At 65.1% G+C, this 17,157-nt stretch carries 15 protein-coding genes; 7 read left to right on the forward strand and 8 right to left on the reverse strand.

Annotated elements, in window-relative coordinates; translation table 11 throughout:
* Position 1: 1 nt before the first annotated feature.
* Both BM059_RS14800 and BM059_RS14805 read right to left on the reverse strand, forming a co-directional pair.
* A complete protein-coding gene (locus BM059_RS14800) occupies positions 2-994 on the reverse strand; it encodes an aliphatic sulfonate ABC transporter substrate-binding protein (RefSeq protein WP_074939558.1) in 993 nt (330 codons plus the stop codon).
* A gap of 70 nt (positions 995-1,064) precedes the next feature.
* A complete protein-coding gene (locus BM059_RS14805; RefSeq protein WP_074939559.1) occupies positions 1,065-2,384 on the reverse strand; it encodes an OprD family porin in 1,320 nt (439 codons plus the stop codon).
* Between the two features lie 488 nt (positions 2,385-2,872).
* Between BM059_RS14805 and BM059_RS14810 the strand changes: the two genes are divergently transcribed.
* The 4 genes from BM059_RS14810 to BM059_RS14825 all read left to right on the forward strand — a co-directional run bounded on the left by BM059_RS14810 (position 2,873) and on the right by BM059_RS14825 (position 7,691).
* Positions 2,873-3,832, forward strand: coding sequence for an aliphatic sulfonate ABC transporter substrate-binding protein (locus tag BM059_RS14810; protein ID WP_074939560.1), 960 nt, complete (start codon positions 2,873-2,875; stop codon positions 3,830-3,832).
* Entirely contained in the window at positions 3,829-5,058 is a 1,230-nt protein-coding gene (locus BM059_RS14815) for an acyl-CoA dehydrogenase family protein (RefSeq protein WP_074939561.1), read from the forward strand. The genes BM059_RS14810 and BM059_RS14815 overlap by 4 nt, the downstream gene beginning before the upstream one ends.
* Before the next feature lie 103 nt (positions 5,059-5,161).
* Complete coding sequence (locus BM059_RS14820; RefSeq protein ID WP_074939563.1) at positions 5,162-6,088, forward strand: sulfurtransferase; 927 nt, start codon at positions 5,162-5,164, stop codon at positions 6,086-6,088.
* A gap of 418 nt (positions 6,089-6,506) precedes the next feature.
* Positions 6,507-7,691: a YeeE/YedE thiosulfate transporter family protein gene (locus BM059_RS14825; protein ID WP_074939564.1), complete on the forward strand. Its 1,185-nt coding sequence runs from the start codon at positions 6,507-6,509 to the stop codon at positions 7,689-7,691.
* A 168-nt stretch (positions 7,692-7,859) separates the two neighbouring features.
* On the opposite strand, the gene BM059_RS14830 is transcribed toward BM059_RS14825, so the two are convergent.
* The gene (locus BM059_RS14830) at positions 7,860-9,101 is read right to left on the reverse strand and encodes an MFS transporter (protein WP_074939566.1); all 1,242 of its coding nucleotides are present in this window, start codon (positions 9,099-9,101) and stop codon (positions 7,860-7,862) included.
* A 279-nt stretch (positions 9,102-9,380) separates the two neighbouring features.
* Positions 9,381-9,665: a hypothetical protein gene (locus BM059_RS14835; RefSeq protein WP_036998902.1), complete on the reverse strand. Its 285-nt coding sequence runs from the start codon at positions 9,663-9,665 to the stop codon at positions 9,381-9,383.
* 174 nt (positions 9,666-9,839) lie between these two features.
* Between BM059_RS14835 and BM059_RS14840 the strand changes: the two genes are divergently transcribed.
* Complete coding sequence (locus BM059_RS14840; RefSeq protein WP_074939567.1) at positions 9,840-10,469, forward strand: class I SAM-dependent methyltransferase; 630 nt, start codon at positions 9,840-9,842, stop codon at positions 10,467-10,469.
* Positions 10,470-10,695: 226 nt separating this feature from the next.
* On the opposite strand, the gene BM059_RS14845 is transcribed toward BM059_RS14840, so the two are convergent.
* Both BM059_RS14845 and BM059_RS14850 read right to left on the reverse strand, forming a co-directional pair.
* Entirely contained in the window at positions 10,696-11,343 is a 648-nt protein-coding gene (locus tag BM059_RS14845; protein ID WP_074939569.1) for a DUF998 domain-containing protein, read from the reverse strand.
* A 29-nt stretch (positions 11,344-11,372) separates the two neighbouring features.
* Positions 11,373-12,590: an MFS transporter gene (locus tag BM059_RS14850; protein ID WP_074939570.1), complete on the reverse strand. Its 1,218-nt coding sequence runs from the start codon at positions 12,588-12,590 to the stop codon at positions 11,373-11,375.
* A 104-nt stretch (positions 12,591-12,694) separates the two neighbouring features.
* Between BM059_RS14850 and BM059_RS14855 the strand changes: the two genes are divergently transcribed.
* A complete protein-coding gene (locus BM059_RS14855) occupies positions 12,695-13,468 on the forward strand; it encodes an AraC family transcriptional regulator (RefSeq protein WP_074939572.1) in 774 nt (257 codons plus the stop codon).
* 150 nt (positions 13,469-13,618) lie between these two features.
* Here BM059_RS14855 and BM059_RS14860 read toward each other — a convergent pair whose 3' ends face one another.
* On the reverse strand, positions 13,619-14,530 hold the full coding sequence (locus BM059_RS14860; protein WP_074939573.1) for a LysR family transcriptional regulator: 912 nt from the start codon (positions 14,528-14,530) through the stop codon (positions 13,619-13,621).
* 102 nt (positions 14,531-14,632) lie between these two features.
* On the opposite strand from BM059_RS14860, the gene BM059_RS14865 reads away from it, so the two are divergent.
* The gene (locus BM059_RS14865) at positions 14,633-15,562 is read left to right on the forward strand and encodes a DMT family transporter (RefSeq protein WP_074939575.1); all 930 of its coding nucleotides are present in this window, start codon (positions 14,633-14,635) and stop codon (positions 15,560-15,562) included.
* Between the two features lie 7 nt (positions 15,563-15,569).
* On the opposite strand, the gene BM059_RS14870 is transcribed toward BM059_RS14865, so the two are convergent.
* Positions 15,570-17,156, reverse strand: coding sequence for a GMC family oxidoreductase (locus BM059_RS14870; protein WP_074939576.1), 1,587 nt, complete (start codon positions 17,154-17,156; stop codon positions 15,570-15,572).
* Position 17,157 lies beyond the last annotated feature (1 nt).

Raw genomic sequence — 17,157 nt, forward strand, 5'->3', positions numbered from 1 at the left:
GTCAGTTCCCCGCCTTGGCCACGTTGCTGCCGATCACCTGAGCGGCCAGTTGCGGCTGGATCAGTTGGTCGACCACCTGGGCTACGTCGGTGCCGGGACGCACCAGTTGCTCGTCAAGCAGGATGGGGGCGGCGGCTTTCAGCGCCTTGATGTGTTCGGCGCCCGGCTGCGAGTTGCTGAAGTCGGTGCGCGACAGTTGCAGCTTGGCCACTTCCAGCGGCAGCTTGGCTTCGTCGGCGAGCAACTGGGCCAGGGCATCGGGGTTGGCGATGGCCCACTGGCGCGCCTGCTCGTAGGCGGCGATCACCTGCTTGATCAGCTCGGGCTGCTGCTTGGCGAAGGTCTCGGTGACGCTGAGCACGCTGTAGCTGTTGAAGTCGCGGTTGCGGTACAGCAGGCGCGAACCGGCCTGCAACTCGCTGGCCGCCATCAGCGGGTCAAGCCCGGCCCAAGCCTGCACGTCGCCGCGCTCCAGGGCAACGCGACCGTCGGGGTGTTGCAGATGGACGATTTCCACGGCGTTCTTGTCCAGCCCGGCCTTCTGCAGGCCTTGCAGGAGGAACAGGAAAGGGTCGGTGCCCTTGGTGGCGGCGACCTTCTTGCCTTTGAGATCAGCCAGCGACTGGATGGGCGAGTCCTTGGGCACCACCAGCGCTGTCCACTCCGGGCGGCTGGCGACATAGACGGTGTTGATCGGCGCACCGTTGGCGCGGCTGAGCACGGCGGCCAGGCCGGCGGTGGAGGCGAAATCGGTGCTGCCGCCGTTGAGGTATTCCAACGAGCGGTTGCTGCCCTGGCTGAATACCCATTTGACGGCGATGCCCTGCGGCGCGAGGGCTTTTTCCAGCAACCCCTGCTGCTTGAGCACCAGGCTGGTGGGGGCGTAGTAGGCGTAGTCCAGGCGGACTTCTTTCGGTGGTGCGGCATGTACGGCGGCGGGCAACCAGGCGGCGAACAGAGCCGCCAGGCCAACGCGCAAGGCATTCTTCTTCATGGTCATCTCCTCATGGATGAATGGCCTTCCGGCCCGTTGGCGGGCCGGTCAGGAGATGGCGAAACCGGGTTTACAGAAGGGTCAGGGTGTAACTCAGGATCAAACGGTTCTCGTCGGCGTCGGTGGCGACGTTGCCGCGCTGGGTCGCGTTGCGCCAGGACACGCCGAGGCCTTTCAGCGGGCCATCCTGCAGGGTGTAGTCGAGGCGGAAGTCGCGCTCCCACTCCTGCAGATCGCCCGTGGCGGAATCGACATTGTCGCCCTTGAGGTAGGCGACGCTGGCCTTCAGGCCCGGTACGCCGAGTTTGGTGAAGTCATAGCCGTACTCGGCCAGCCAGGTGCGCTCGCCGGCGTTCTGGAACTTGCCGATCTGGCGGTCGGTGATCAGATAGGACGAGCTGCCGCCGCCCTGGTTGAGGAACGGGAAGGCGCTGTCGCCTTCGACCTGCTGGTAGCCCAGGCTGGCGAAGTGGCTGCCCAGGTTGTAGGTGAACAGCGCGCTCCAGGTCTGGTTGTCGACCTCGCCGGTGCTGCTGTCGCCTGCACGCCAGTAGCCGGCGCTGCGGTAGCCATCGGCACGGCCGGAGGCGCTGCCGTTCTTGCCGTCGGAGTTGCTGTCGAAGTAACGCAGGTCGGTCTTCAGCGAACCCGGGCCGATCGCCCAGTTGTGCACCAGGCCGAGGAAGTGCTGTTTGTAGAAGTCTTCCAGGTTGCCGTAGTAGTACTGCAGCGTCAGGTCTTTGGTCAGCTTGTAGTCACCACCGGCGAAGTAGAACTTGTTGCTGTCGGCGTCACCGCTGGCGCCAGCGATACGCAGAGCGATGTCGTCGGTGGAGCTGCGGGTCTTGGTGCTTTCCAGCTGGCCGGCGGTCAGGGTCAGGCCGTCGATCTCGTTGGAAGTGATTTGCCCGCCTTCGAAGGTCTGCGGCAGCAGGCGGCCGTCGTTGAAGGTCACCACCGGCAGCTTCGGCAGCAGGGTGCCGATGCGCGCCTCGGTCTTGGACAGGCGCACCTTGGCGGTCACGCCGGCCTTGCTGTAGTCGTCCACGGCGCTGCCGTCGCGCTCCAGCGGGAAGAGTTGGCCAGGGGTGCGATCACGGCCGGCCTTGCCGGCGCTGCCGCCGGAGTCCAGCTTGACGCCCAGCAGGCCGATGGCGTCGAGGCCGAAGCCGACGGTGCCTTCGGTGAACCCGGAGCTGTAGTTGAAGATGAAGCCCTGCCCCCACTCTTGCGCCTCGCCGTTGTTGTTGGCGGTGTTCTTGTTGTTCAGGTCGTAATAGAAATTGCGCAGGCCGAGACTGGCCTTGCTGTCTTCGATGAAACCGGCGGCGGTGGCCTGGTTGGCGATGGCGGCCAGCGTGACGGCCAAGGCCAGGGTGGATTTTTTCATGCTCGATGCTCCAAGTGCTTTGTGTGCTGTTCTGGGGTTGGCACTGCACAGGGGCTCGGCAGGACAGCGGACGTGGCGCTGGTCTCGGCGGATTGGCAAAAGAGCCCCTGATTCGGGCCCGATGCGGTGGTCCGCTGTCGGCTGCTGGCTAATCTACGAAATACTCGCTAATCCCTAAAAAGAATTATTTTTCACTTTATAGTAACTAAAAAGAATATGACCCTGATCCCGATGCAACTCGGTCCGTAGGAGCTGACTCATCCGCGAATCCTGCGAGCCACTCCTGACTGCTTGTTCCGCCAGCCCGCACAAGGCCACTGCTGCGCCTGACAAACTGGCCTTAGCTAATTCCTAAAAATTATTTAACAACCAGTTTTTATATCGTCTAGCTTCTCTCCACCGGATCACCGGACTTCTTTCCCTCAACACTGAAGTACGCGTGATCCGCCGCAGACCATGGCCGGCACGTGTTCGTATCGAGAGCCGCCATGTCCAACACCCATTCCAAACGCAGCACACTGATCGCCGCCTCGCTGGCCATCGGCCTGCTCGCCGCCCCACTCACCGAGGCCGCCGAGCAACTGCGCATCGGCTACCAGAAATCCTCCACGCTGATCAGCCTACTGAAGAGCCAGGGCACCCTGGAAAAAGCACTTGCCGATCAGGACATCAGCGTCAGTTGGCACGAATTCCCCAACGGTCAGCCGCTGCTGGAGGCTCTCAACGTCGGCAATATCGACCTCTCCGCCGATGTCGCCGACACCGTGCCGGTGTTCGCCCAGGCTGCCGGCGCCGACCTCGCCTATTTCGCCCAGGAAGCGCCCTCCCCCAGCGCCCAGGCGATCATCGTGCGCGAGGATTCGCCGATCAAAACCCTGGCCGACCTCAAGGGCAAGAAGGTCGCCGTGACCAAGGCGGCTGGCGTGCACTACCTGCTGATCGCCGCGCTAAACAAGGCTGGCCTGAAATTCAGCGACATCGAACCCGCCTACCTGACCCCGGCCGACGGACGCGCTGCTTTCGAGAACCGCAAGGTGGACGCCTGGGTCACCTGGGAGCCCTTCCTCAGCGGCGCCCAGCAACAGCTGCCGACGCGCATCCTCGCCGACGGCAAGGGCCTGGCCGACTACCAACGCTACTACCTGACCAGCGCCACCTTCGCCAAGAGCCACCCGCAGGTGCTGCAGACCGTGTTCGCCGAGCTGGTGAAGACCGGCGACTGGCTGCGCGCCAACCCGCGCCAAGCGGCTGAAATCCTCGGCCCACTGTGGGGCAACCTAGACCCGGCCATCGTCGAGAAAGCCAACGCAAAACGCAGCTATCAGGTACGTCTGGTGCAGCCGGACAGCTTGGTCGAGCAGCAAAAGATCGCCGATGCCTTCTACGGCGCCAGCCTGCTACCGACCTCGGTGGATGCCCGCGAAGTCAGTATCTGGAGCCCGCAATGAGTGCTGAAGCCCGACTGCATCCCAGCCTGCGTGACGAGCCGCTGTTCGCCGCGCACCTGTTCCCCGTGGACTTCGGCAGCCGCACGGCCAAGGTCGAACGTTTGGCCCGGCGCCTGGCGGTCAGCGCGGTGGAGCGTGATCGTGCTGGCGGCAGTGCCCAGGCCGAACGCGAGCTATTGCGCGACAGCGGCCTGCTGACCCTGGCCGCGCCACAGCAATACGGCGGCCTGGGAGTGGCCTGGCCGGAGATCTATCGCATCGTGCGCTACCTGGCGGCGGTGGACAGCTCACTGGCCCACCTCTTCGCCTTCCAGCACCTGCAGGTGGCGACCATCCAACTGTTCGGCAACCCCGAGCAGCAGCGCCACTGGCTGACGCGCACGGTGCAGGAGCGCTGGTTCTGGGGTAACGCCACCAACGGCCGCGACACCGGCCTCAAGCTCAGCCCGCGCGAAGAGCATTACGAGCTCAATGGCAGCAAGTCGTTCTGCTCCGGTGCGCTTGGCGCCGACGCGCTGGTGGTCAGCGCACCGCGCGGCAAGAACCCGGAGGATCGCGTGTTCATCGTGCTGCCCAGCCAGCGCGAGGGCCTGGCGGTGAACAGCGACTGGGACGGCTTCGGCCAACGCCAGACCGACAGCGGCACGGTGCAGTTCGAGCAGGTATTCGTCGACGCCAGCGAGCTGCTCGGCCCGGTCGGCCCCAGCCCACGCACCACGCTGCGCGCCTGCCTGTCGCAGCTGATCCTCACCCAGCTCTACCTGGGCAACGCCCAGGGCGCGCTGGACGCGGCACTGCGCTACACCCGCGAGCAGAGCCGCGCCTGGCCGGCATCGGGCGTGGCCACTGCCAGCGACGATCCCTTCATCCAGCAGCGCTACGGCGAACTGTGGCTGCGCTACCGCAGCGCCCTGCCGCTGGCCGAACACGCCGCCCAGCGCCTGCAAGCCGCCTGGGAAAAACCGGCATTGACCGCCGCCGAACGCGCCGAGGTAGCGCTGGCCATCAGCGAGGCCAAGGTGGTGGCGGTGCGTTCTGCCCTCGATATCACCAGCCAGATATTCGAAGCCATGGGCGCCCGCGCCACCAGCTCGCGCTACGGCTTCGACCGTTTCTGGCGCAACGTGCGCGTGCACAGCCTGCACGATCCCATCGACTACAAGGTGCGCGACCTCGGCCACTGGCTGCTCAGCGGCCAGGGCCCGCAGCCATCGCTGTACAGCTGACAAGGAGGTCAACGCCACAGGAACCCTGCAAGGAAACCACTATGGTCCACCACGACGAAGGCGGCTCGGCCGCACAACTGCCAACTCTCAAGAGGTCGCACCCATGACGATCAAGACTCTCCTCGGCGCCGGTCTGCTGGCCGCCGCCACCCTGCTGCAAACGGTCACGGCGCATGCCGCCAGCCAATACCTGGTGAGCACCGACTGGCTGGAAAAGAACCTGAAAGACCCCAAGGTACGCATCATCGAAGTCAGCGTGGTGCCCGGCGTCTACGAACGCGGGCATATCCCCGGCGCGGTGAATTTCGCCTGGCACAGCGACCTGGTCGACCCGGTACGCCGCGACATCGCCAGCCAGGAAGCCTTCCAGCAGTTGCTGCGCAAGGCTGGGGTAAATGACGACAGCACCACGATCATCTACGGCGACAACAACAACTGGTTCGCCGCCTGGGGCGCCTGGGTGTTCGACGTGTACGGCGTCGATAACGTCAAACTGCTCGACGGTGGCCGCGCCAAGTGGGAGGCCGAAGGCCGTACCCTGGACAGCCGCGCCAGCACGCCGAAAGCCGGCAACGTGACCGTGAACGCAGCCAACAAGGATCTGCGCGCCTTCCTCCCTGACGTACTGGCTGCCGCAGAGAAACGCAGCGACGTGCAATTGGTGGATATCCGTTCGCCGGACGAATACAACGGCAAGGTCTTCGCCCCGCAAGGCGTGCAGGAGCTGGCCGTGCGCGCCGGCCATGTACCGGGTGCAGTGAACGTGCCCTGGGGCCAGGCGGTAGCCGCTGACGGCACCTTCAAATCGGCCGAGGAGCTGAAGAAAGTCTACGGCGCGGTAGGCATCGACGGCAGCAAGCCGATCATCACCTACTGCCGCATCGGCGAGCGCTCCAGCCACACCTGGTTCGCCCTGAAGAAAATCCTCGGCTACGACGTGCGCAACTACGACGGCTCCTGGACCGAATACGGCAATGCCGTAGGCGTGCCGGTGGTGAACGTGGCCGGCACCGTCTGGGGTGGCAAGTAAGCCCTCTAAGAGCCTGTTTACAACCTGCTGCGCGTCGGCTAACCGGCGTTGAAAACAACCTCGAACTGCTCATTTACAACGCGTAAAGTCGAGCGCGACTCCGACCGCTCCTCGGTCGTTTTCGCTGCCGTTTATCTCTAGCTTGCGAAATCGTAAACAGGCTCTAAGACTGCCGCCTTGCGCGGATGGCTTTTGTAGGGTGTCGCGGGGCCGCCTAGGCCGCGCGCACCAATGACGGCAGCGCTGGCACGGCGATGCGCACGGCGCACCCCACATCTGATGCTTCCTGTAGAAGCGGATTTATCCGCGATTTTCGCGGCTGAAGCCGCTCCTACATAACAAACGTCAGTCACGCAAAACACGGCCCTGGCCTGACCCCCAGGGCCGCTTTCGTCATCACGGTCGGAAAGGACAACCCATGACCGCCAGTATTTCTTCCACTCGCGCAGTGCTGCCCATCACCCTGGCGGGCCTGCTCGCTCTCGCCCTGCTCGCCTTCATCTGGCAACTGTCCGATGGCAGTAATCAGGGCCGTGCCTTCGGCTATTCGCTGGCCAGCGGCGCACTGTTCGGCTTGTTGTTACAGCGTTCACGCTTCTGCTTCTTCTGCGTGACACGCGACTTCATCGAACGCCGTGTGCCGGACGGCCTGCTCGGCCTGCTCGCCGCCCTGGCGGTCGGTACCCTCGGCTATCACGCGGTGTTCGGCGCCTTCCTGCCAGACCCCAGCAGCGGGCGGCTACCACCAGATGCCCATATAGGCCCGCTGAGCTGGGTGCTGGCTCTGGCCGCCACGATGTTCGGCATCGGCATGGCGATTTCCGGCTCGTGCATCAGTGCGCACCTGTACCGCCTCGGTGAAGGCAACTTCGCCTCACTGGCTGCACTCGCCGGCGCACTGCTTGGCTTCGCCCTCGGCTTTCTCAGCTGGAATCCGCTGTACCTGGCCGCCCTGCAGGAGGCGCCGGTGCTGTGGCTGCCGGGCAAGCTCGGTTATGGCGGTTCGCTGCTCTTGCAACTGATCCTGCTTGGCGCGCTCGCTGCCTGGCTGCTGCGTTATCGCCAAGCGAGTAGCCCGGCACAGGTTCGCGGGCTGTGGTCATTGCTGTTCGGCGCACGCTGGCCGACCTGGGTCGGCGGCGTGCTGATCGGCGGGTTGGCAGTGCTGGCCTATTTTCGCGTCGCACCACTGGGGGTGACCGCCGAGCTAGGTAGCCTGGCGCGCACCAGCGCCGATAGCCTGGGCTGGCTGCCCGAACGCCTGGAGGGGCTGGACGGCTTTTCTGGTTGCGCCACGGTGATCAAGGAAACTCTGCTGTCGAACAACGGGCTGTTCGTGATTGGCCTGGTGGTCGCGGCCTGGGCCAGTGCCCTGGCCGCAGGCGATTTCCGCCCCAGTCGCGCCGCACCGCGCGACTGGCTACGCGGCTTGCTTGGTGGCGTGCTGCTGGGTTGGGGCAGCCTGCTGGCGCTGGGCTGCACCGTGGGCACGCTGCTGTCTGGGTTGATGGCTGGCGCGGCGTCAGGCTGGGTGTTCGGCCTGTTCTGCCTGGTTGGCACGGTGCTTGGTTTGAAGCTCAGGCCGTTGCTACGGTTGGGGTAGTCGGGGTTCGCCTCGATACGCGGGCGCGTCTAGGGTAATCAGGGCACTCGGTTCGACCGCGGTGCGCACGGCGCACCCTACGGAACAAGGCAGGTCCCGTAGGAGCGGCTTCAGCCGCGAAACCTGACACCCGCGTTGGTGACCAAACTGCTCCAGTGCCTGCTCTCGCTAGCCCACCTTGCTTGGCGACGCATCCTCGAAGCGATTCACCTTGCGCAGGCTCTTGAAGCCGAGCATCCAGCCGCCGGTCACGGTCAGGGTGCAGGCGCAACCGATCAGCGCCGCCGGCACCACGCCAAACCAGGCGGCGCTGGTGCCGGCGCGGAATTCGCCCAGCTCGTTGGAAGAGCCGATGAACAGCATGTTCACCGCGTTGACCCGGCCACGCATGGCGTCCGGCGTGGAGAACTGCACCAGCGAGGAACGGATGTACATGCTCACCATGTCCGCGCCACCGGCCACCACCAGCGCGGCGAACGACAGCCAGAACAGGCTGGACAGGGCAAACACCAGGTTGGCCACGCCGAACAGCGCCACCGCGCCGAACATCACCAGGCCGACATGACGGTTGAACGGTTTCATGCTCAGGTACAAACCGACTGACACCTCGCCGATGGCCATGGCGCTGCGCAACAGACCGAGGCCGGTCGGCCCGACTTCCAGCACCTCCTGGGCGTAGATCGGCAGCAGCGCGATCACGCCGCCGAGCAGTACGGCGAACAGATCCAGCGAGATAGTGCCGAGGATGATCGGCCGCGTACGAATGAAGTGGATGCCGGCGGTAAAACGCGCCCAGGCGGTAGCTTCCAGCGCCTGCATCTTTTCCGCGTAGCGCACGGGCACCCGCAGCATCAGCACACAGCCGGCGAGGAAGCAGGCCAGGCACACCGAGTAGGTCAGCCCGCCGCCGCCGATGGCGTACAGGCCGCCGCCGATCACCGGGCCGGAAATGGTCGCGCCGCGCATGATCATGCTGTTGGCGGCGATGGCTGCAGCCAGACGCTCGCGCGGCACGATCTGCGGCAACAGGCTCGACAGCGCCGGCCCGGTGAAGGCGCGGCCGCAGCCGTAAAGCACAAGCACCGCGTAGTACCAACTGACCGCCGCCCCGCTCAGCGACAACCACAGCAGCGCCGCGGCGCACACCCCTTCGACCAGCCAGCTGAGCACCAGGATCAGCTTGCGGTCGTAGCGGTCGATCAGGTCGCCAGCCGGCATCAGTAGCACCAGCATGGGGATGAACTGGGCCAGGCCAACATAGGCCAGCGACAGCGGGTCGCGCGTCAGGTCGTAGACCTGCCAGGCCACCACAATGGCCTGGATCTGTACGGCGAACACCACCACGATGCGGGCGATGAGAAAAGGCAGGAAACCGGGAAGCCGGTAGACGGAAACGGGGGCAGCAGGCACGGCGAAAATCTCGAGGCATGACCGGCCAGTGCCGGACGAGGTGAGCCGGCCAATCTACGTCAAGGCGCCGCTGCGGGGCAAACGGGTGAACAGCCTGTTGCGTGGATCGAACCCTGAGGCCGTGGAGAACATATCGAGGCGAATCGTGGCAGGCGCTTCAGTAGCGACCGAGGCGACTCATGGTGCAGCGCCTCGATCGCTCACTGTAGGGACGCGGCGCCTACAGGTGTTGGCAGCGCGCCCAGGTGCAGGAGGTAATTCCTCCTGCAACTTTCCAGACTAGACGAATGCCTGATCGCCGAAGCCGCGCGGCAGTCGTTGACGGCCCGGCAAGGCAGTCAGGCGTGCTTCCCAGGAGGTACGCCAGTCGTTGACCGCACGCGCGGCTTTCTCGCGGCGGGCTGCACGGCGCGCGGCATTGCGTGAGTTACGTCGAGCTTCGGTGAAAACTTCGGTCTTGCGGCAGTTGCGGCATTTGACCTTGCCCAGCTCGGTGGTGGAAGGCAGTTTTTCACCATGAGAGCCACAGGCAAGGTGGCCAGAGACTTTGTAGTGCGTAACCATCGCGTTATCTCCTTGGAATAGTGGGCGCCCGACTGTAACCAGCCGGTTTACACCCCTCAGGAAATGGGACTGTGCAAGCGGTACGCAGGTTCAGTGCCGGCGACCAAGGGTCGGTCGCCCTGGCCGTACGCATCGCCAAGCAGTTTTAATGCACTCTTTTGCCGGAACCCCACCATGCCCCTGAGCATCGACGAACTCGCGCAGATCAGCACCCTCACCCTGGCCCACTACCAGAGCAGCGCCGAGGACTTTCGCGAGGGCACCCGCGACCATGACGTGAGCCAGAACATCGCCGCCCTGCTGCGGCATATCGAGGGTGAGAAGCCCTGGCGCATCCTCGATTTCGGCTGTGGGCCGGGGCGTGACCTGCGCACCTTCAGCGGCCTTGGTCATACCGCCGTCGGCCTCGATGGCTGCGCCGAATTCGTCGCCATGGCGCGCGCCGACAGCGGCTGCGAAGTGTGGCAGCAGAGCTTTCTCGAACTGGACCTGCCGGCCGCGTATTTCGACGGCATCTTCGCCAATGCCAGCCTGTTCCATGTGCCGGATCAGGAGCTGCCGCGCGTGCTCGACCAGTTGCACGCGGCGCTCAAGGCCGGCGGCGTGCTGTTCAGCTCCAACCCGCGCGGCGAGAATCAGGAAGGCTGGAACGGCCCACGCTACGGCAGCTACCACGACCTCGAACGCTGGCGCGCGCGGCTCACCGCGGCCGGCTTCGTCGAACTGGAGCACTACTACCGCCCTGCCGGCCTGCCACGCGACCAGCAACCCTGGCTGGCCAGCGTGTGGCGGCGAGTCGGTTAAGGTTCACCGGCGAAAGGCATGCAAGAACGCTCGCCCGATACGGTCAGTAGTTGGTCTGACTGGAAAAACTGAGCAGTGCCAGCGCCACGTCACTGGCTCCCTCGGATCACGCAAGTAGCCATGGCTCGGCCAGCAGATGCATCTACTACGCAACGAAACCGCCTTCGCCAGCAACCGTCATCAGCAGAGCACCGACCGGCTGGCGCTCCAATGATCGCGAAGCACCTCAAGCGGTAACCAAACGAAGGGAGCCGGAACGACCTCGCAACAGCATCAGCGCCACGCCTGCGACCCAGATCACCGAGATACCGTAATTGATGCGCTGATACAGGCCGAACGAATGCCCGGCCTCTACCGCCTGAGCCATCAGCACCACAGTGGCCACAGCCAGCACGGTGCAGGCGAGGGAGAACAAGCCGAAACCACGCGAACCCAGCAGACGTCTGCTGACAAAAGCCCAAAGCAGGCTGGCCAGGGTCAGCGAGAGGAACATCACCAGGCCAGCCAGGTTGTGCATCTGCTGCGAGAAGGATGGCTGTGCTGGTGCGCAACCCTGATCGCAGGCGAAGTAGCCCGTGGCGAAGCTGGCCAGCCCGTGAACGAAGATCAGCACGGCGCTGAACAGAGCCAGCCGAGAGCCTCGCACCTGACGCATGACCCCAACGGCGAAGAGCACGAATAACACACCCAGCGGCAGGTTATTGACCCAGGCCGAGAAGCCTTGGGTGGGTGCCCCCTGCGCCCCCAGCTGGCTCATAGCCTGATCCAGATGGCTGTAACCGGGATAGGCCAGCGCGGTCAGCAGCACCCCAAAGAACAGCCAGAACGGTATCAACACACCCAGGCCAAGCAGCATCCGATCGATATTTTTCATTCTTCCCTGTTCCTTTTCCCTACGGGTAATTAACGCGCCTTCAAGGACGGCAGCAATGCCGTGAGGATGCCCAGCAGCGGCAGGAAGGAGCACAGCAGGAACACCTCCTCGATGCCGTGGATGTCCGCCAGGTAGCCCAGCAGCGCCCCGCCGATACCGCCGAAGCCGAACATCAGGCCGAAGAACAGCCCGGCGATCATGCCGACGTTGCCCGGCATCAGTTCCTGGGCGAAGACCACAATGGCGGAGAACGCCGAGGCCAGGATGAAACCGATCACCATGCTCAGCACGCCCGTCCAGAACAGGTCGACGTGCGGCAGCAGCAGGGAGAACGGCGCCACGCCGAGGATGGAGAACCAGATCACCTGCTTGCGCCCGATGCGGTCGCCTATCGGCCCGCCGAAGAAGGTGCCGGCAGCCACCGCGCCGAGGAACAGGAACAGGTAGAGCTGCGAGCTGGCCACCGACAGGTCGAATTTCTCGATCAGGAAGAAGGTGAAGTAGCTGGTGAAACTGGCCATGTAGAAGTACTTGGAGAACACCAGCAACGCCAGGATCAACAGGGCGAACTTCACCCGCCCGGCCGACAAACCGTGGGTAGCCGCGCCGCCCTGCTTGAGCTTGAACAATGTCAGGTGGTGGCGATACCAGCGGCTCAGGCCGTACAGCACGACGATGGCGAAGGCGGCGAACAGGCCGAACCAGGCGACGTTGCCCTGCCCAAAAGGAATGATGATGGCCGCCGCCAGCAGCGGGCCGAAGGCCGTGCCGGCATTGCCGCCGACCTGGAAGGTGGATTGCGCCAGGCCATAGCGACCGCCCGAGGCCAGGCGGGCAATGCGCGACGCCTCGGGATGGAAGGTCGAGGAGCCGATACCCACCAATGCTGCGGCCAGGAGGATCGCCGGGAAGCTGCCGACGAAGGCCAGCATGAGGATGCCGACCAGGGTACACACTGAACCGGCCGGCAGCAGCCAGGGCTTGGGATGGCGGTCGGTGTGATAGCCCACCCACGGCTGCAGCAGCGAGGCGGTGAGCTGGAAGGTCAGGGTGATCAGGCCGATCTGGGCGAAGCTCAGGCCGTAGTTGAGCTTGAGCATCGGGTAGATGGCAGGCAACACCGCCTGGATCAGGTCGTTGATCAGGTGCGCCAGGGCGCAGGCACCGATCACGCGCATCACCAGGGGGCTGGCCTGGCTGACGGGCGAAGCGCCGGCCAGTGAGGGAGCGGCAGGACTGCTGGACATGCTTGAAGCTTCCGGACGAGGTGAGGAACGGCGCTATGCTAGGCTGCGCCCAATCGCCTGTCTCACGAAGATAGGGAGATAACCCTCGCAAAAAAGGCACACTCATGCGCTTAGCCGACAAACTGCTGGCCGAGATCGACGCCTCCCCCTGGCTGGTCAGCAGCAGCGCCACCGATTACCCGCTCAACGCCGTCATCGAGCCGCACTCGCACCGCAACAAGCATCAGCTGATCTACGCCATTTCCGGGGTGATGGTGGTGACTTCGGCACTGAGCCAGTGGACGGTGCCACCGAGCCGGGGTATCTGGATGCCGAGCGGCCAGGTGCATGCGATCCGCTGCATTGGCAACGTGCGGATGCGCAGCGTTTTCGTGCGCCCCGACAGCCTGCCAGACATGCCCACCGAGTGCCGCGCCGTGGCCATCTCGCCATTACTGGGCGAGCTGATCCGCGCAGCCGTGGGCATCACCCAGCCCTATGCCGACGACTCGCGCGAGGCGCGGGTGATGCGCCTGATCCTTGATGAGCTACGCATCCTGCCGACCCTGTCACTACACCTGCCGCAGCCGGCCGACCCGCGTATCCAGGGGATTTGCACGACGCTGCAGGACGACCCCGGCGACGCCTCTACCCTGGCCGACTGGAGCGCCCGCCTGGGCCTGGACGAGAAAACCATCCAGCGCCTGTTCCAGAAAGGCACCGGCATGACCTTCGGCCAGTGGCGCCAACAGGCCCGCCTGTTGCTGGCGCTGGAGCGCATCGCCCTGGGTGAGAAGATCATCGACATCGCCGGGGAGCTGGGCTACGACAGCCCCAGCGCCTTCGCCACCATGTTCAAGAAGCAGTTCGGCCTGACGCCCAGCCAGTTCTTCAAGTGATTCGCGGTGGGAGATTCTTGAGCGGCGATTATCGCGGCTGAAGCCGCTCCTCCACTGCATGCATCAACACCGGGGCGCAGCCGGTCAAACTCGCACTGTAGGAGGCGCTTTAGCGGCGGCGGTTCTATCGCGGCTGAAGCCGCTCCTACATCATGCACTCAGGTTGTCGCCGGATGAGCGCTCGGGCGAGAGGTAGCTGACCAGTTGCCGCGCATGGGATGACAGCGACTCCCAGCTGCGCACGCACAGGCGCAGCTCGCGGGTGGCCCAAACATCCTCCAGCATCACCACCGCCACCGGCAGTTCCTGGGCGAAGCGAGTCGCGGCCACCTCGGGCAGCATGGACACACCAACACCCTGCGCCACCAACTGGGCGATGGCATCGAAGCTCGGCGCGCGCACGCGCACCTTGAGTGGCAGTGCATTGCGCACTGCCATGTATTCGATGAAGCGCTGCATCGCCCGCTCGGCTGGCAGGCAGACGAAGGGGTAGTTGAGCGCATCGCGCAGCGAGGCCGCGCGCTGGCCGATCAGCGCATGTCCGTGCGGCACCAACAGCACCAGGCGGTCGTTACGAAACGGTAGCGACAGCAGGTCATCGGTGGGCAGGTTGCCGTCGTACACGCCGATGTCGATACCGCCTTCACGCACCGCCTGCAGCACATCCTTGCTGTTGTGCTCGGCCAATTGCAGGTCCACTTCCGGGTAGTCGGCCAGGAAGGGGCCAAGCGCCGCCGGCAGGAAGGTACTGTTGGCCACCGTGGAGGCCGCCAGGCGCAGGGTCATGCGCCGCTCGCCCTTGAGCTCCTGCAGGGTATCGCTGAGCTGACGAGCCTCCTTCAGTACGCCCTGGCAGGCCTCCAGCACCAGGCGCCCGGCCGGGGTCAGGCTCATGCCGTCGCTGCCGCGCACGAACAGCGTCAGCCCGCAGCGTTCCTCGAACAAGCGCAGGCGAGTGCTGGCCGCCGACACCGCGACGGGAAAGGTCGCCGCCGCCTTGCTCAGGCTGCCGGTGGTGGCAATCGCCGCAATCAGGCGCAGGTCGGGCAAGTCGAAATGCATGAGGCTTTCTCCAAATCAGAACGCCATCTTCGTGAAATTGCGATTCTGGCCGCTTAGCTTTCCGCTCAGAATAACAGCTCATTTCCTGCCGCAGCCCTGCTCATGAATGCTCTGACCGCCTCGTACCGCCGCAGCCTGGACAACGGCGTGCTGTTTGCCGTGCTCTCGGCCACCGGCTTCAGCCTGAAAGCCGTGTTCGTCAAACTCGCCTACGCCGCCGCACCGGTGGACGCCATCACCGTGCTGAGCCTGCGCATGGGCCTGGCCCTGCCGCTGTTCGCCTGGCTGCTGTGGCTGAGCCGTGGCACCGGGCAAGCGCGCTTGTCGGCCAAGGACTGGGCGCACGTTCTGCTGCTGGGGATGCTCGGCTACTACCTGTCGAGCCTGTTCGACTTCTACGGCCTGCAGTACATCAGCGCCGGGTTGGAGCGGCTGATCCTGTTCACCTACCCGACGCTGGTGCTGCTGTTGCAGATGCTGGCGCTGGGCGAGCGGCCTGGCCCGCGCACCTTTCTGGCCATGGGGTTGTGCTACCTGGGCCTGGGCATCGCCCTGGTGCATGACATCCGCGTGGAAGGCGACAGCGAGCAGATCCTGCTGGGCGCCGCCTGGGTGTTCGCCAGCGCGGTGACCTATGCCCTGTACTACCTGGGTACCGGCGTGGTGATCCACCGGGTCGGCTCGATGCGCCTGGCGGGGCTGGCCGGCGGTTCTTCGGCGATCATGGTGCTGATCCACTACGGAATCAGCGGTGAGCCGACGCAACTGGCGAGCCTACCTAGCGAAGTGTGGCTGTACGGCGCGCTAATGGCGTTGCTGTCGACGGTGCTGCCGATCTACTGGATGGCCCTGGCCGTGCAGCGCATGGGCGCCAGCCATGCCGCCCTGTTCGGCAACCTGGGCCCGGTGCTGACGCTGTTCGCCGCCTGGGTGCTGCTCGGCGAGGCCATCACCCTGTACCAGATCGCCGGCCTGGCGCTGGTGCTGCTGGGCGTCTCGCGCCTGTCTTCGGGCAAGCGCAAGACGGGCTGAGCCAGGCTCAGCCCTGGCGGATCAGATCGGCCGCCTTCTCGCCGATCATGATGCACGGCGCGTTGGTGTTGCCGCTGATCAGCGTCGGCATGATCGAGGCGTCGGCCACGCGCAGGTTGGCCACGCCGCGCACCTTAAGCTCGGGCGTGACCACCGCCGCGTCGTCGCTGCCCATCTTGCAGGTGCCCACCGGGTGGAACACGGTGGCGGCCTTCTCGCGCAGGTGCGCCAGCAGTTCCTCGTCGCTCTGCACCTGCGGGCCGGGCAGCATCTCCGCGCCACGGATATCGGCGAACTGCGGCTGGGCGAGGATGCGCCGCGCCAGCTTGACCCCCTCCACCAACACGCGGCCATCGGCCTCGTCGCTGAGGAAGTTGAAGTCAATGCTCAGGCTGCGGCCCTCGCCCAGGCGCACCTCGCCAATGCTCTTCGGCCGCAGCACGCAGGTGTGGATGGCGTAGCCGTGGCCCCACTCGAACAGGCGACCGCGATGGCTGCGGTAGCCGGGCACGAAGTGCATCTGCACGTCGGGCAGGTCGCCTGCCAACGGCGTGCGGGCGAAGCCGCCAGCCTCGACATAGTTGGTGGTCAGCCAGCCCATCTTCTGCGCCAGGTACTTGAACGGCGAGGCGATGATCTTCGGCAGCGCACCTACGGAGAAACCCAGCGACAGCGGGCTCTTCGAACGCACGGTGAGGGTGCCGTCGATATGATCCTGCAGGTTCTTGCCGACGCCCGGCAGGTCGACCTTGCAGGCCACGCCGGCCGCCTCCAGCTCGGCCTTGGGGCCGATGCCGGATTTCAGCAGGATATGCGGTGAACCCAGCGCGCCAGCGCAGAGGATGGTTTCACGGCTGCAGTGCAAGGTGCGCCACTGGCTATCCTGGCGCAGCTCCAGGCCGCTTACGCGCTCGCCATCGAGCAGCAGGCGCTCCACTTCGCAGCCGGTGAGCACGACGAGGTTGTCGCGTTTACGCACCGGGGCGACGAAGGCGCGGTAGCTGGACAGGCGCCGGGCGTTCTTCTGGGTGAGGTTGTAGAGGCCGACGCCTTCCAGGCTGCCGCCGTTGAAGTCGTCGTTGCGTTTAAGGCCGACCTGCTCGGCGGCGCGGATGTAGCGCTCGGACAGCGGGTTGGGGTCGCGCGGCCTGTCCACCAGCAGCTCGCCCTGGGTGCCGTGGTAGTGCAGCGACTGGCCCAGGCAGTTGCCTTCGGATTTCTTGAAATACGGCAGCACGTCGTTCCAGCCCCAGCCGGGGCAGCCGGCGGCCTCCCAGCGGTCGTAGTCGCTGGCGTCGCCACGGATGTAGATCATGCTGTTCATCGAGCTGGAGCCACCTAATGCCTTGCCACGCGGGGTGTGCAGGCGGCGCCCGGCGAGATTCTTCTGCGGTGCGGAGAAGTAGTTCCAGCTGAATACGCGGCTCTTGTACAGGGTGATGGTGCCAGCCGGTATCTGCACACGCGGGCTGGCGTCGCTGCCGCCGGCCTCGATCAGGCACACGCGCACGGCCGGGTCGGCACTCAGGCGGTTGGCCAGCACGCAGCCGGCGGAACCGGCGCCGACGATCAGGTAGTCAAAGCTGTCCGTCATT

This window comes from Ectopseudomonas composti, assembly GCF_900115475.1.
Taxonomy (GTDB): domain Bacteria; phylum Pseudomonadota; class Gammaproteobacteria; order Pseudomonadales; family Pseudomonadaceae; genus Aquipseudomonas; species Aquipseudomonas composti.

Bases quoted from the DNA above. Each gene is read 5' to 3' on its own strand.
- BM059_RS14800 (WP_074939558.1), bottom strand. From the start codon at position 994: ATGAAGAAGAATGCCTTGCGCGTTGGCCTGGCGGCTCTGTTCGCCGCC.
- BM059_RS14805 (WP_074939559.1), bottom strand. From the start codon at position 2,384: ATGAAAAAATCCACCCTGGCCTTGGCCGTCACGCTGGCCGCCATCGCC.
- BM059_RS14810 (WP_074939560.1), top strand. From the start codon at position 2,873: ATGTCCAACACCCATTCCAAACGCAGCACACTGATCGCCGCCTCGCTG.
- BM059_RS14815 (WP_074939561.1), top strand. From the start codon at position 3,829: ATGAGTGCTGAAGCCCGACTGCATCCCAGCCTGCGTGACGAGCCGCTG.
- BM059_RS14820 (WP_074939563.1), top strand. From the start codon at position 5,162: ATGACGATCAAGACTCTCCTCGGCGCCGGTCTGCTGGCCGCCGCCACC.
- BM059_RS14825 (WP_074939564.1), top strand. From the start codon at position 6,507: ATGACCGCCAGTATTTCTTCCACTCGCGCAGTGCTGCCCATCACCCTG.
- BM059_RS14835 (WP_036998902.1), bottom strand. From the start codon at position 9,665: ATGGTTACGCACTACAAAGTCTCTGGCCACCTTGCCTGTGGCTCTCAT.
- BM059_RS14840 (WP_074939567.1), top strand. From the start codon at position 9,840: ATGCCCCTGAGCATCGACGAACTCGCGCAGATCAGCACCCTCACCCTG.
- BM059_RS14845 (WP_074939569.1), bottom strand. From the start codon at position 11,343: ATGAAAAATATCGATCGGATGCTGCTTGGCCTGGGTGTGTTGATACCG.
- BM059_RS14850 (WP_074939570.1), bottom strand. From the start codon at position 12,590: ATGTCCAGCAGTCCTGCCGCTCCCTCACTGGCCGGCGCTTCGCCCGTC.
- BM059_RS14855 (WP_074939572.1), top strand. From the start codon at position 12,695: ATGCGCTTAGCCGACAAACTGCTGGCCGAGATCGACGCCTCCCCCTGG.
- BM059_RS14860 (WP_074939573.1), bottom strand. From the start codon at position 14,530: ATGCATTTCGACTTGCCCGACCTGCGCCTGATTGCGGCGATTGCCACC.
- BM059_RS14865 (WP_074939575.1), top strand. From the start codon at position 14,633: ATGAATGCTCTGACCGCCTCGTACCGCCGCAGCCTGGACAACGGCGTG.
- BM059_RS14870 (WP_074939576.1), bottom strand. From the start codon at position 17,156: ATGACGGACAGCTTTGACTACCTGATCGTCGGCGCCGGTTCCGCCGGC.